Raw genomic sequence first — 12,100 nt, 5'->3', positions numbered from 1 at the left:
CGACAGAGCCCTGCGCCTACGACAGGTCCTTCGCCTCGCCGTCCGGTTCGAGGTCGACGAGCTTGTCGTCGACGCCCTGGTCCTTGAACGCCTTCACCAGGGACGCCATGTCCTCGGAGTAGATGTTCCAGCTGTCGGTGTGCACCGCGACCACCTTGCGGGGGTCGAGGTCCTTCGCGACGCGGGCCGCGTTCTTGGACGTGAGCGTCAGGGGCGCGTTGTCGAGGATCGCGGGGGTGCGGGCCGCGCCCGCGAAGAGGACGGCCGTGTCGATGGGGCCGAACCTCTTCTTGATGCGGTCCCCGGCCTTCCTCGCCACCTCGACCGAGGCGTTGTCACCGGAGACGTACGTGGTGGGGACGCCCTTGCCGCTGATCAGGAAGCCGGTGACCTCGCCGTCCGCGCCGCGGTCCACCCCGTCGGGGCCGTGCAGCGCGGGCACCGCGGTGACCTTGACACTGCCGCGGGAGGTCTTCACGTTCTTGGACGACCAGCTCCTCATACCCGTGACGTGCTTGCCCAGCCGCTTGTGCGCGCCCGGCGTGGAGAGCACGACGGGGATGTCCTTGAGCAGCGCGCGGCCCTTGTCGTCGAGATTGTCGTCGTGCTGGTCGTGCGAGAGCAGCACGACGTCGATCCTGCCGAGCTTCTCGGGGCCGAAGGCCGGGCCCTGCTTCTTCTCCAAACCGCTCTTGTACTTCTTGGGCTCGTCGAAGGTCGGGTCGAGCAGGAGGCGCGCGCCGCCGATCTCCAGGACCGTGGTCGGCCCGCCGACGTGCGTGGCGGTGAAGGCGGTGGCCTCGGCACCCCGGTCGCCGGCCTTCGCCGCGTCCGCGGCCGGGGCCGCCTTGGCGGCGTCGTCGTCACCCCCGCCGCCGCAGGCCGCGAGGAGGGACATGCTCGCGGTGACGGCGACAGCGGCCGACGCGGCGCGGAGGAACGTCGAACGGTTCATCAGGAATACCTGCTCTCTCGGTACGGACGCCGGTACGGACCCGCGGACGGGCAGGTGTGCGCAAGGGCATCGGCACGAACGGAACGGTGGGACGCCTTGGGGCAGGCCCTGTTCGACCCCCCAGGCGTTTTGAACGCTAACATATTGCGTAAGCGTTGATAACAACGCTCCGCAAGTACCCCCTCCGCACACCCCGCTGCGCCGGATACCCCCAGGTCAGATCCGTTAGCGCTGCTATCGTGGGTCCATGTCGACGGCACGAGAGCGCATCCTGGACGCCACCGCGGAACTGCTCGCCACCAAGGACGCGCTGGCGATCTCGACCCGCGCCATCTGCGACCGGGCCAAGGTCGGCATGCCCGAGATCTACCGGCAGTTCGGCGACAAGCAGGGGCTGCTCACCGCGGTCGCCGACCTCGGCTTCGAGCGGTTCCTCGCCAACAAGCGGCGCAATCCGCTCACCGACGACCCGGTGGCGGACCTGCGCACGGCGTGGGACAGCCACGTCGCGTTCGCGCTCGGCAACCCCCACCTCTACCGGCTGATGTTCACGCCGACGGGAGACGCCAGACCGCAGGCCATCAAGGAGGCACAGGCCCTGCTCCTGTCGGCCGTCGAGCGCTGCGGCGCCGCCGGCCGGCTGCGTACGCCCGCCGGGCTGGCCGCTCAGTCGATACTCTCCGCCAATGTGGGCGTGTGCCTGATGGCGCTGTCCTTCCCCGAGCGGTTCGGGGGGCTCGACATCTCCCGGTCGGTGCGCGACGCCGTGATCGGGAAGGTCACCGGCGACGAGCGGGAGGACACCCGGATCGGCAGCGCGACCGTCCTCGCCCAGGCCCTGGTCGGCACCCTCACCGGGACGGCACCCGTGGACGACGCCGGCATCGACCGGCTCACGCGGGCGCTGCGGCCGACGGCGCAGCCGAAGGGGTCACCTCCACAGTGAGGTGCTTCATCAGCGGCTGGTCGCTCTGCGCGCTGAAGTCGCCCGCCGGGCACAGGACGTTGAGCTCCGGCATGTAGCCGACCGCGCAGCCCCGCGGCAGGTCGTGGGCGATCGCCCGGTAGCGCCGCACGGTACGGCGGGTGCCGTCCTTCGCGAGGGAGGTGATGTCCACCTCCGCCATGTCCGCGAGGCCGCGCTCACGCATGTCCCCGGCGTTCATGAACAGCAGCGTGCGCAGGTTCTTCACCCCGCGGTAGCGGTCGTCGTCGGAATAGATCGTGGTGTTCCACTGGTCGTGGGAGCGGACGGTGGCCAGGGTGAGCAGCCCGGCGGACGGCGTGGGGTCGTTGAGCGGAGCGAGCGAGAACTCCGCCTTGCCCGACGGCGTCAGGAAGATGATCAGAACCAGCCGTGGCCGGATCTCGCCGCCTGGCCGGGGTGCGCCGCCGAGGCGGCGCACCCCCTCATCGGCTAGCCGAAGAACACCGAGTGGGGAACCGTCGCTCCGCCGTACGCGCCGCCGCTGTTGGGCGGCAGCGTGTCCTGCGGGATGGTGCAGGCCTCGTCCCGGTAGAGCGTGGCCACGGTGTCCGTGAAGTTGTCGACGACGCCACCGCCGCCCGGCATCACCAGGCACTCGTCGTCCGGCGGGTTCTCCATGACCTGCCGGAAGCCCGTATCGGCACGGTTGTAGGCGAAGGTGCCCGACGCGGCCTGGGCGCCGGTCGCCAGTCCTGTCACCAACACGGCCGTCGAAGCGGCCACTACGGCCGTCCTGGCCAGTCGTTTCCACCTGTACATGGGAGACCTCCTGTGCTGAGAGCGGTCGGTGTCCGACATCAGCACAGCAGGACCGGGAGGAGGCCCGCCGCACTCCGGGCGGGACCGCACCCGAAGGTGGCAGCGGCGCCGCGTACACGCCGGGGGCACGCGACCCGCACACCCACCTGCGCGGTGGACTCAGGCCGGACGGGGCGCCGGCTGCGGGACGTCCTTGACGAACACGATCCCGTCGCTGTCCGCCAGGTGGGCCGGATCGAACGGGGCGTAGCCGAACCACGGGGACACGCGGAGCGCGGGCCGCTCGTCACCGAGGACGTCGGCCAGCCGCCGGGCGTCGATCACGCAGCGGTCCTCCGGGAGGGCGTAGAGGAGTCCTTCGACGGTGTCCGGCGGCGGAGTGTCCACCCCTTGGTGCCGGAGGGTGCCGAGGGCCGTGGCCACGAAGGCGTACTCCTCTTCGAGCCGTGCGCTCACCAGCGCCCCGGCGCTCCACCACTCCACCTGCCCCTGCCACATCCGCATCGAACTCTTCTGCCGCTGGAGGTGCCCGTTCTGCGCGTGAACGAGGACGGGCCCCCGTTCCGCGGCGGCGAGGAGGTTGTCCGCCATCATGAGGTCCCGCAGCGCGCACAGGCGCGTCATGCGGGCGGGCGAGGTGTCGGCCATCCAGTGGTGGTAGCGCAGCAGGCCGGTGGCGGTGCGCCCGTACAGGCACGCCCGGTCCCACTCCTCCTTCTCCTCCCGGGAGGCCGCATCGGGAAGGCGCGGTGCCCGGACCCCGCGCAGCTGCGGAGCCTGCGCGTCGAGAAGCGCCACCAGGTCGTCGGCGAGCAGCCTCAACCGACCGGCCTCGGGGGACTGTCCCGCCGACTGGGCCGGGTCCATCATCGCGGCGGGGTCGGTCCACCGGTCGTCGCTTCCGAGCAGGCGGTCCAGTACGTCGGCGGTGCAGGGCAGCAGGTCCGCGCCCACGCGGGCCGCGAGGTAGTCGTGGAGCGCGGTGAGCGCCTGCCGGGGGCTCTCGGCGCCGGTGATCTCCAACGGGCCGTCGAAACCGGCGAAGCGGAGCCACTCGGACGCGGGCCGGCCCTCGTTGTGGGCGCGCATCCAGCGCACGAGGTCGCGGTTGGCCGCGGACGCGCCCCATCCGTGGCTGAAGCCGTGCTCCATCACCTCGTCGAGGGTGCCTTTGCCCGAGGTGACGTAGTCGTCCACGACCAGGCCCCTCAGGCAGTCGCTCTCGATCGCGATCGTGCGGTACCCCTCCTGTTCGATCAGCTGCCGGAAGAGCTCGTTGCGCAGGTCGAGCAGGGTGTCCTCGCCGTGGGTGGGCTCACCCAGGGCGAGCATGCGTGGCCGGGCCGGAAGCAGCCTCATGACAGCGGCAGCCTCGACGGCATGGGCGGTGGTCCTGATGTCGGTCGCCATGCCTTCAACGCTATCGTTGAACATTCGGTGGAGACTTTTTCGCGCTACTGTCGCGCTGGTGGGACGAAACCTTCAAAGCGATGAGCGGCTCAGGCCGATCGATCTGGCGCGCGGGCACGGCCTGTCCACCCAGGCGGTCAGGAACTACGAGGAGGCCGGCATCCTTCCGGCCGCCGGTCGCACGCCGAGCGGCTACCGCACCTATACGCCGCTGCACGCGCGGGCGCTGCGCGCCTTCCTCGCCCTGCTGCCCGGCCACGGCCATCCGACGGCGACGGCGGTCATGCGGGCGGTGAACGAGGGCGCGGCCGACGAGGCGTTCCGTCTCATCGACGAGAGCCACGCCCAGCTCCTCGACGACCGCCGCACCCTCCGGGCGGTGGAGCACGCCCTGCGCGGCCTGCAGTCCGCGGCGCCGTCCCGTCCCGGCGCCGCCTCCGGGCCCGGGAGCGCGTTCATCGGCCCCCTGGCGAGGAAGCTCGGCATCCGCCCCGCGACGCTGCGCTCCTGGGAGCGGGCCGGACTGGTGAGCCCGCACCGCGACCCGCGGACCGGATACCGCGTCTACGACGAGGCAGCCGTACGCGACGCCCAGCTGACCCACCAACTCCGGCGCGGGGGCTACCTGTTGGAGCAGATCGCCCCGCTGATCGCCCAGGTGCGGACGGCAGGCGGCCTCGCGCCGCTGGGGACCGCCCTGGACGACTGGCGCGCCCGGCTGGCCGCCCGCGGGCGGGCGATGCTGACCGGCGCCGCCGAGTTGGAGGCGTACCTGCGCGCACGCGAAGCCGTGACTACGCGGACATCGCGGGCAGCTCCACAGTGACGCGGAGCCCGCCGGTGGGGCGCGGGGCGAGGGTGAGTGTTCCGACGTGCGCCTGGGTGATGGTCTTGACGATGGCCAGGCCGAGGCCGGCGCCGGCGTGATCGACGTGTACGCGTTCGGTGCCGCGCTGGAAGGGTTCGGCGAGCGTCGAGACCAGCTCCGGGACGAGGTCTTCGCCGGTGTTCTCGACAGTGAGCACCACGGTCTCGGGGCGCACGCCGGTGGTGACCCACACGGTGCCCTGTGCGGGCAGGTTGTGGATGATCGCGTTGTGCACGAGGTTCGTGGTCAGCTGCAGGAGGAGCGCCTGCGACCCGGCCGTGGGGGCGATGTCGCCGCTGGTCCGCACGGTGACGCCGTGCTTCTCGGCGAGGGGCAGGAGCGTCTCGGTGGCCTCCTCCGCCATGAGGGACAGGTCGACGCGTTCCGGGGTGAAGGACCGCTGCTCGGCGCGGCTGAGCAGGAGCAGGGCCTCCGTCAGGGCGATGGCCCGGGTGTTGACGGTGTGCAGGCGGTCGACGAGTTCGCCGGTGTCGTGGTGCGGATCGGTGCGGGCCACGTCGAGCAGCGCCTTCGAGATCGCCAGCGGGGTACGCAACTCGTGCGAGGCGTTGGCCGCGAATCTCCGTTGTTCGGCGACGTGCGCCTCGAGCCGGGCGAGCATCGTGTCGAAGGCGTCGGCGAGTTCGCGGAACTCGTCCTTGCGGCCCGGCAGCCGGATCCGGTGGGAGAGCGATCCGTTCGTGGCCATGCGGGTGGCGTCGGTGAGGTGGGTCAGGGGGGCGAGCATGCGGCCCGCGAGGAACCACCCGCCCACGAGACCGAACACCAGCAGGAACGCCAGGACCGCGGCCGCCCGCGGGACGAAGACCTCCAAAAGGGCGGACCGGATGGGGAAGACACCCCCACGGGGCCTGTCGTCGGGGTTGTAGAGCATCGCGCGGTTGGGGACGTATCTCAGGAGGAACACCCACACCGCCGCCATCAGCAGGGCGCCGGCCAGCATGAGGAACCCGGCGTAGCTGAGGGTGAGCTTGACGCGGACGCTCATACCGGGCCGCCTATCCACGGTCTCGCTCCCCACGTCCGGTGCCGGGTGCGGTGTCGATGCGATAGCCGACGCCCGGCACGGTGGCGATGATCCAGGGCTCGCCGAGGCGCTTGCGCAGAGCGGAGACGGTGATGCGCACGGCGTTGGTGAACGGATCGGCGTTCTCGTCCCACGCGCGTTCCAGGAGCTCCTCGGCGCTGACGACACCGCCTTCGGCCGCGACGAGGACGTCGAGCACGGCGAACTGCTTCCTGGTCAGCGCGACATAGCGGCCGTCGCGGTAGACCTCTCTGCGGAACGGGTCCACGCGCAGCCCCGCGATCTCCCGCACGGGCGGCCTGTTGTGGGCCCGTCTGCGGTCGAGCGCGCGCAGCCTGAGCGCGAGCTCCAGGAGCTCGAACGGCTTCGTGAGGTAGTCGTCGGCGCCGAGTTCGAACCCGGACGCCTTGTCGTCGAGGCGGTCGGCGGCGGTGAGCATGAGAACGGGCATGCCGCTGCCCGAGGCGACGATGCGCTGGGCGATCTCGTCGCCGGACGGCCCGGGGATGTCCCGGTCGAGGACGGCGATGTCGTAGCTGTTGACGCTCAGCAGCTCCAGAGCGGTGTCGCCGTCGCCGGCGATGTCGGCCGCGATCGCTTCCAGGCGCAGGCTGTCGCGAATGGCTTCGGCCAGAAAGAGTTCGTCCTCGACGATCAACACGCGCATGCTCTCGATGCTACGAGCCGACGCATATCGTCGGCGTATCAAGAACCGCATACGTGCCGACAACACCGCACTGCCTTGACTTGCGGCATGAATTGCACCCCGCCATCGGCACACACGACGACCCGCCGGATCCACCGACGCGTTGGTCTCGGTCTGACGGGCCTCGTGGTCCTGATGGCCGTCATCGCCGCGATCGCCGCGACTCTCGGCCATCTGGCCGGGAATCTGCCGTTCTCCTCGTCCTCCTCGACACACCTGTCTCCGCCGGGGGCGTCCAGCGCCGAAGGTGCCGTACCCGACGGCACGACGGTCTTCGACGCGGACGTGCCGGCCGTGGCCAAACTCAGTCCGGACTTACTCGCGGCCCTCCGCCGGGCCGCGAACGACGCCGCGAGCGACCAGGTCCCCTTCTACGTCAACAGCGGCTGGCGATCACCGGAATACCAGGGCCGGTTGCTGCGCGAGGCGGTCGCCGAGTACGGGTCCGCGGCCGAGGCCGCCCGGTGGGTGGCCACCGCGAAGACGTCCCCTCACGTATCGGGGGACGCGGTCGACGTCGGGCGCTCCAGCGCGACGGCGTGGCTGTCCGAGCACGGTGCCGCGTACGGGCTCTGCCAGATCTACCGGAACGAACCGTGGCACTACGAACTGCGCACCGGCGCGGTCGACCGCGGCTGCCCTCGGATGTACGCCGACCCCACGCAGGACCCGAGGATGCGGAAGTGAACGCGGTGCACACGGTGCACGGCGGCGAGGAACAGCGAACAGCGATGAACGAGGACGGACGATGACGCAGGTGGACACGGCGGCGACAGGTGCGCCCGCCACCGGTGCCGGTGCCCCGACGGCCGGGACCGACAGGACCGACGGGACCGGCGAGCCGGGTGGCCAGTGGCGCGCACGCCTTCGTCGGGCGGCCCTCGCCCTCTCCGGTCCGGGGCCGTGGAAGCGTGGCCCGCTGCTCGCGGCGCTGGCGCTCGTGCTCGGCCTGTTCCTGCTGCTGCACGCGCGGATCACCGACCGCGGCGGCCTCGGCAGTCTGGTGGAGACCTTCCTGCCGTGGTTCGGCCTGGGGGTCCCGGTGTTGCTCGCCGCCGCGCTGTGGCGCCGCTCCGCCTCCGCGGTGGTCGCGCTGCTGCTCCCGGCCGTGGTGTGGCTGAACCTCTTCGGAGGAACGCTCGGCGACAGGTCCCGGGCGGGCGGTGACCTCACCGTCGTCAGCCACAACGTCCGCGCCGAGAATGCCGACCCGGCCGGTACCGCCCGCGCCCTGGCCGCCTCCGGCGCGGACGTGCTGGCACTTGAGGAGATCAGTTCGCAGGCCAGGGGCACGTACGAGAAGGAGCTGGCGAAGGCGTACCCGAACCACACGGTGCTGGGCACGGTCGGGCTCTGGAGCAAGCTGCCGCTGTCCCGCACCCGGCCGGTCGACATCGAGCAGGACGTCGGGCCGCTGGGGGACACCAAGCCGGCCGAGGCCAAGCTGGCGGCGAACCGGGCGCTGCGCGCCACGGTGACCACCGATCAGGGACCCCTCGCCGTGTATGTCGCGCATCTGGGATCCGTACGGGTCGATCCCGGGTCGGGCTTCGGGACGGACACGCGGAACAGGAACGCCCGGGCCCTCGCGAAGGCCCTGGCCGCCGAGCGGAACGAGCGGGTCGTCCTGCTGGGCGACCTGAACGGCACCATGGACGACCGCTCGTTCGACGGCATCACGGCGCGGCTGCGTTCGGCCCAGGAGGCGGCCGGGGACGGGTTCGGCTTCAGCTGGCCCGCGGCGTTCCCGGTGGCGCGGATCGACCAGATCCTGGTCCGTGGCGTGACACCGAGGAGCTCGTGGCTGCTGCCGGAGACCGGCAGCGACCACCTACCGGTGGCCGTCTCGATCAGCTGGTGAGGACGTTTCCCCGCGCCTGCCCGTCAGCACCGCCCCCGCGCTCGCCGCGACCACCATCGCGATCGCGGCGCACTGCGGCAGGGAAAGGCCCTGGCCGAGCACCAGGTAGCCCGCCAGGGCCGCGACCGCGGGGGCCAGACTGGCCAGGACCGCGAACGTCGAAGCGGGGAGCCTGCGCAGGGCGAGCAGTTCCAGGGTGTAGGGCACGCCGGAGGACATCACGGCGATCGCGAGGCCCAGGGCGAGCACGCCCGGGTGGAGGAGGGCGGCGCCCGCCGACGCGATGCCCAGCGGCAGGCTGACCAGGGCCGCGACGGCCATCGCGATCGCCAGGCCGTCCAGGCGCGGGAACCGGGCACCGGCGCGGGCGCCCTGCACGATGTACGCCGCCCACATCGCCCCCGCCCCCAGCGCGAAGGCCACTCCGGCCGGATCGAGCGCGCCGAAGCCGCCGCGGCCCAGCAGACACACCCCGGCCAGCGCGAGGCCGGCCCACAGGAAGCTGGCGGCGCGGCGTGCGGTGACGACGGACAGGAGGAGCGGGCCGAGCACTTCGAGCGTGACCGCCGCCCCCAGCGGGATCCGGTCGATGGCCTGATAGAAGAGGATGTTCATGCCGCCGAGCGCCAGGCCGTAGCCGCCGGCCACGGCCCAGTCGGCGCGCGGGAGTCCGCGCAGCCGGGGCCGGGTGACGGCCAGGAGCAGCAGCGCGGCGAGCGTCACCCGCAGGGCGACCGTGCCGAGCGCCCCGGCCCGGGGGAACAGCAGCGCGGCGAACGCCGAGCCGAACTGCACGGACACCGCCCCGGCCAGCACCAGCCCGACGCCGGAGAGGCTGCCGCGCCCCGGGGCGTGCCGAAGGAGCACCGGCGCGGCCGTCGGCGCCGGTGTGTTCTGCGCTGTCGTTGTCATGCCTTCCACGCTAGGAACCCCGGCGGCGCGTGTGAAATGCCGATTTCCCTGCGGTTATGCTTCTGAAGCATGACGATCGAGCTGCGGCACCTGCGGGCGTTCCTCACCATCGCCGAGGAGGGCAACGTCAGCCGTGCCGCCGCCCGCCTCCATGTCGCCCAGCCCGCGCTCTCCCGCACCCTGCGCCAGCTGGAGGACCACCTGGGCGCCCGCCTCGCCGACCGCTCCACGCACCACTTCGAGCTGACCGCCGAGGGCCGCGCGTTCCGCGACAAGGCGGCCGCGGCCCTCGCCGCCGTCGAATCGGCCCTGGATCCCGGCGGGTTGAGCGGGCGGCCGCTGCGCCTGGGCCACACCTGGGCGGCGCTCGGCGTCCACACCGTGCCGCTGCTGCGCCGCTGGGACGAGACGCACCCCGGGACCCCGCTGGAACTCCTCCGCGTCGACGACCGCACGGCGGGCCTGACCCAGGGCAAGGTCGACGCGGCCCTGCTGCGCGGCGCCGTCACCACGCCCGGGCTGCGCACGGAACTGCTCGTGTCGGAGGAACGGGTGGTGGTCATGCCGACGGACAGCCCGCTCACGGAGCTCGCGCGCATCACGTTGGCCGACCTCGCCGCCCATACGATCGCCGTCAACACCGTCTCCGGCACGACGACGACGGAGCTGTGGCCGCCGACGGCCCGCCCGGTGGGGACCATCGAGGTGACGAACACCGACGAGTGGCTGATGGCGATCGCCGCGGGCCGTGCCGTCGGGATCTCCACGGCGGCCACTCCGAGCAATCACGCGCACCCTTCCCTGGTCTACCGTCCCCTCGCGGACGCGCCCACGGTCCCCGTCTTCCTGGCCTGGCGCGCCGCTTTCGTCCACCCGGCCGTCCCCGACCTGCTGACGCTGGCGCGGCAGCTCCTGGCGGGCTGAGCGCGGACCGCGTTCACCCCGCGCCTATCGGTCGCCGCTCACCACAGCCGGTCGCCGAAGCGCGTCACGATCAGCACCACGAGCACCCCGTACATCAGCACCGGGCCCACCCACGCGTACCGGCACAGCTCCTGCGTCAGGCGGCGCGGTGCGGGCAGCAGGCCGCGGCGCAGGGTGTGCAGGGTGACGTACCAGAACAGCGGCAGGACGACCGCCCACACGAGCACGCACCACGGGCACAGCGCCCCGATCACGTACAGGCACTGGACGATCAGCCAGACCACGAAGCCGAACGCCGCGGTGACCGCCCCCTGCACCGCCCACCACAGCCACACCGGGACCGTGGCGCCCGTCGCGAGGACGAGGCCGAGCATGGCCAGCGCGGCGAAGCCGACGGCGCCGAGCAGCACGCTGGGGAAGCCGAGCACGTCGCTCTGCCAGGTGTCCATGACGTCGCCGCAGCTGAGGACCGCGTTGATGTTGCAGCCGGGCGTGAACGCCGGGTCGGCGAGGGTCGCGATGCGGTCGTGGGTGAGCACGGCCGAGGCGAGGGTGCCGAGCAGCCCGGCGCTCAGCATCAGCAGGCTCAGGGCGCGGCCGACGAAGACGCGGCCCGTCGTGGAGGCATCGATCATGATCCACAAGGGTGCGCCCGCGCGACGAGGGCGTTCCAGGGACGTTGGTCCCTGGAGGGGAAGCACACCGTCCCGGCCGGGCGGGACGTACGTCCCGTCGGCGATCGGCCCGTCGGCCGTCATGGGCCGCCGACGAACCCCCTGCCCGCCGTGTCGCCCTGTGGGATGGTGTGCGGGTGACGAACCTGGAAGACCTCGTCCGGCTGCGCCGGGCACGCGATCTCATGGATCGCGCGTACGCCGAGCCGCTCGACGTACCCGCGCTGGCGAGCGCCGCCCTGATGTCGGCCGGGCACTTCTCCCGCAGCTTCCGCGCCGCGTTCGGGGAGACGCCGTACAGCTACCTGATGACGCGCCGGATCGAGCGGGCCAAGGCGTTGCTGCGGCGTGGGGACATGTCGGTCACGGACGTCTGCTTCGCCGTGGGCTGTACGTCGCTGGGGTCGTTCAGCTCGCGCTTCACCGAGCTGGTAGGCGAGACGCCGAGCGCCTACCGCGCACGCGGTCACGACGAGGGCGCGGCCGTCCCCGCCTGCATCGCCAAGATCCACACCCGACCGGTCAGGAACGGAGAAGCGAAAGCCGGCCCCCGCTCCTAGCGTGGAGGCCATGGACATCAAACTCTCTCAGTGCTTCATCGCCGTCGACGACCACGACAAGGCGCTCCCCTTCTACCGGGACGTCCTCGGTCTGGAGGTCCGCAACGACGTCGGGTTCGAGGGAATGCGCTGGGTGACCGTCGGGTCGCCCTCGCAGCCCGAGGTGAGCATCGTGCTCGAACCGCCGCTCGCCGACCCGAACGCCTCCCCCGCCGACCGGCAGGCCATGGCCGAACTGCTCGCCAAGGGCATGCTGCGCGCCGTCATCTTCGAGACCGAGGACTGCGACGCCGCCTTCGAACGCATCCGCGCCGCGGGCGGCGAGGTGCTCCAGGAGCCGGTCGACCAGCCGTACGGCGTCCGCGACTGTGCCTTCCGCGACCCCGCGGGCAACATGCTGCGCTTCACCCAGGCCCGCAAGTCGGCCTGAAACAC

Annotated in this window: 14 protein-coding genes and 1 pseudogene; 7 read left to right on the top strand and 8 right to left on the bottom strand. The window is 72.0% G+C overall.

The features are described 5' to 3' along the window. Positions 1 to 16: 16 nt before the first annotated feature. Positions 17 to 955, bottom strand: coding sequence for an MBL fold metallo-hydrolase (locus AB0L89_RS33270; RefSeq protein WP_365149486.1), 939 nt, complete (start codon positions 953 to 955; stop codon positions 17 to 19). Between the two features lie 247 nt (positions 956 to 1,202). Here AB0L89_RS33270 and AB0L89_RS33265 point away from each other — a divergent pair, with 247 nt between their 5' ends. Continuing rightward, on the top strand, positions 1,203 to 1,901 hold the full coding sequence (locus tag AB0L89_RS33265) for a TetR/AcrR family transcriptional regulator (RefSeq protein WP_365149483.1): 699 nt from the start codon (positions 1,203 to 1,205) through the stop codon (positions 1,899 to 1,901). Here the strand turns inward: AB0L89_RS33265 and AB0L89_RS33260 are convergent. The 3 genes and pseudogenes from AB0L89_RS33260 to AB0L89_RS33250 all read right to left on the bottom strand — a co-directional run. Then, positions 1,849 to 2,301 (bottom strand): annotated as a pseudogene (locus AB0L89_RS33260) (molybdopterin dinucleotide binding domain-containing protein); the annotation flags it as partial. The gene AB0L89_RS33265 and the pseudogene AB0L89_RS33260 sit on opposite strands and share 53 nt — an antisense overlap. 71 nt (positions 2,302 to 2,372) lie before the next feature. Next, positions 2,373 to 2,702, bottom strand: coding sequence for a hypothetical protein (locus tag AB0L89_RS33255; RefSeq protein WP_365149480.1), 330 nt, complete (start codon positions 2,700 to 2,702; stop codon positions 2,373 to 2,375). A gap of 159 nt (positions 2,703 to 2,861) precedes the next feature. Beyond that, entirely contained in the window at positions 2,862 to 4,112 is a 1,251-nt protein-coding gene (locus AB0L89_RS33250) for an erythromycin esterase family protein (RefSeq protein WP_365149477.1), read from the bottom strand. 58 nt (positions 4,113 to 4,170) lie between these two features. On the opposite strand from AB0L89_RS33250, the gene AB0L89_RS33245 reads away from it, so the two are divergent. After that, positions 4,171 to 4,938: a MerR family transcriptional regulator gene (locus AB0L89_RS33245; RefSeq protein WP_365149474.1), complete on the top strand. Its 768-nt coding sequence runs from the start codon at positions 4,171 to 4,173 to the stop codon at positions 4,936 to 4,938. On the opposite strand, the gene AB0L89_RS33240 is transcribed toward AB0L89_RS33245, so the two are convergent. Beyond that, positions 4,907 to 5,989, bottom strand: a complete 1,083-nt coding sequence (locus AB0L89_RS33240) for a HAMP domain-containing sensor histidine kinase (protein ID WP_365149471.1) — start codon at positions 5,987 to 5,989, stop codon at positions 4,907 to 4,909. The genes AB0L89_RS33245 and AB0L89_RS33240 overlap by 32 nt on opposite strands. Before the next feature lie 10 nt (positions 5,990 to 5,999). After that, a complete protein-coding gene (locus AB0L89_RS33235; RefSeq protein WP_365149468.1) occupies positions 6,000 to 6,695 on the bottom strand; it encodes a response regulator transcription factor in 696 nt (231 codons plus the stop codon). Positions 6,696 to 6,782: 87 nt separating this feature from the next. On the opposite strand from AB0L89_RS33235, the gene AB0L89_RS33230 reads away from it, so the two are divergent. Continuing rightward, a complete protein-coding gene (locus AB0L89_RS33230; RefSeq protein WP_365149465.1) occupies positions 6,783 to 7,421 on the top strand; it encodes a M15 family metallopeptidase in 639 nt (212 codons plus the stop codon). Positions 7,422 to 7,482: 61 nt separating this feature from the next. Then, positions 7,483 to 8,595 carry an endonuclease/exonuclease/phosphatase family protein gene (locus AB0L89_RS33225; RefSeq protein ID WP_365149462.1) on the top strand — a complete coding sequence of 371 codons (1,113 nt, stop codon included), beginning with the start codon at positions 7,483 to 7,485 and terminating at the stop codon, positions 8,593 to 8,595. Here AB0L89_RS33225 and AB0L89_RS33220 read toward each other — a convergent pair. Beyond that, positions 8,566 to 9,507, bottom strand: coding sequence for an EamA family transporter (locus AB0L89_RS33220; RefSeq protein ID WP_365149459.1), 942 nt, complete (start codon positions 9,505 to 9,507; stop codon positions 8,566 to 8,568). The genes AB0L89_RS33225 and AB0L89_RS33220 overlap by 30 nt on opposite strands. A gap of 69 nt (positions 9,508 to 9,576) precedes the next feature. Between AB0L89_RS33220 and AB0L89_RS33215 the strand changes: the two genes are divergently transcribed. Further along, positions 9,577 to 10,431 (top strand): LysR substrate-binding domain-containing protein, encoded by an 855-nt coding sequence (locus tag AB0L89_RS33215; protein ID WP_365149456.1) that lies wholly within the window; start codon positions 9,577 to 9,579, stop codon positions 10,429 to 10,431. 38 nt (positions 10,432 to 10,469) lie between these two features. Here AB0L89_RS33215 and AB0L89_RS33210 read toward each other — a convergent pair whose 3' ends face one another. Next, on the bottom strand, positions 10,470 to 11,066 hold the full coding sequence (locus AB0L89_RS33210) for a vitamin K epoxide reductase family protein (protein WP_365149453.1): 597 nt from the start codon (positions 11,064 to 11,066) through the stop codon (positions 10,470 to 10,472). A gap of 224 nt (positions 11,067 to 11,290) precedes the next feature. Between AB0L89_RS33210 and AB0L89_RS33205 the strand changes: the two genes are divergently transcribed. Continuing rightward, the gene (locus tag AB0L89_RS33205) at positions 11,291 to 11,665 is read left to right on the top strand and encodes a helix-turn-helix transcriptional regulator (protein WP_365149638.1); all 375 of its coding nucleotides are present in this window, start codon (positions 11,291 to 11,293) and stop codon (positions 11,663 to 11,665) included. A 10-nt stretch (positions 11,666 to 11,675) separates the two neighbouring features. Beyond that, complete coding sequence (locus AB0L89_RS33200) at positions 11,676 to 12,095, top strand: VOC family protein (protein WP_365149450.1); 420 nt, start codon at positions 11,676 to 11,678, stop codon at positions 12,093 to 12,095. Positions 12,096 to 12,100: the final 5 nt, after the last annotated feature.

Origin of the sequence: Streptomyces sp. NPDC052114 (assembly GCF_040680155.1) — a bacterium.
GTDB lineage: Bacteria > Actinomycetota > Actinomycetes > Streptomycetales > Streptomycetaceae > Streptomyces.
The sequence above is the reverse complement of the archived record's forward strand: the minus strand, read 5'-3'. Positions and strand labels throughout refer to the sequence as shown.

Excerpts from the sequence above, each read along its gene's own strand:
- AB0L89_RS33270 (WP_365149486.1), bottom strand. The coding sequence starts at position 955 with ATGAACCGTTCGACGTTCCTCCGCGCCGCGTCGGCCGCTGTCGCCGTC.
- AB0L89_RS33265 (WP_365149483.1), top strand. The coding sequence starts at position 1,203 with ATGTCGACGGCACGAGAGCGCATCCTGGACGCCACCGCGGAACTGCTC.
- AB0L89_RS33255 (WP_365149480.1), bottom strand. The coding sequence starts at position 2,702 with ATGTACAGGTGGAAACGACTGGCCAGGACGGCCGTAGTGGCCGCTTCG.
- AB0L89_RS33250 (WP_365149477.1), bottom strand. The coding sequence starts at position 4,112 with ATGGCGACCGACATCAGGACCACCGCCCATGCCGTCGAGGCTGCCGCT.
- AB0L89_RS33240 (WP_365149471.1), bottom strand. The coding sequence starts at position 5,989 with ATGAGCGTCCGCGTCAAGCTCACCCTCAGCTACGCCGGGTTCCTCATG.
- AB0L89_RS33235 (WP_365149468.1), bottom strand. The coding sequence starts at position 6,695 with ATGCGCGTGTTGATCGTCGAGGACGAACTCTTTCTGGCCGAAGCCATT.
- AB0L89_RS33230 (WP_365149465.1), top strand. The coding sequence starts at position 6,783 with ATGAATTGCACCCCGCCATCGGCACACACGACGACCCGCCGGATCCAC.
- AB0L89_RS33225 (WP_365149462.1), top strand. The coding sequence starts at position 7,483 with ATGACGCAGGTGGACACGGCGGCGACAGGTGCGCCCGCCACCGGTGCC.
- AB0L89_RS33220 (WP_365149459.1), bottom strand. The coding sequence starts at position 9,507 with ATGACAACGACAGCGCAGAACACACCGGCGCCGACGGCCGCGCCGGTG.
- AB0L89_RS33215 (WP_365149456.1), top strand. The coding sequence starts at position 9,577 with ATGACGATCGAGCTGCGGCACCTGCGGGCGTTCCTCACCATCGCCGAG.
- AB0L89_RS33210 (WP_365149453.1), bottom strand. The coding sequence starts at position 11,066 with ATGATCGATGCCTCCACGACGGGCCGCGTCTTCGTCGGCCGCGCCCTG.
- AB0L89_RS33205 (WP_365149638.1), top strand. The coding sequence starts at position 11,291 with ATGGATCGCGCGTACGCCGAGCCGCTCGACGTACCCGCGCTGGCGAGC.
- AB0L89_RS33200 (WP_365149450.1), top strand. The coding sequence starts at position 11,676 with ATGGACATCAAACTCTCTCAGTGCTTCATCGCCGTCGACGACCACGAC.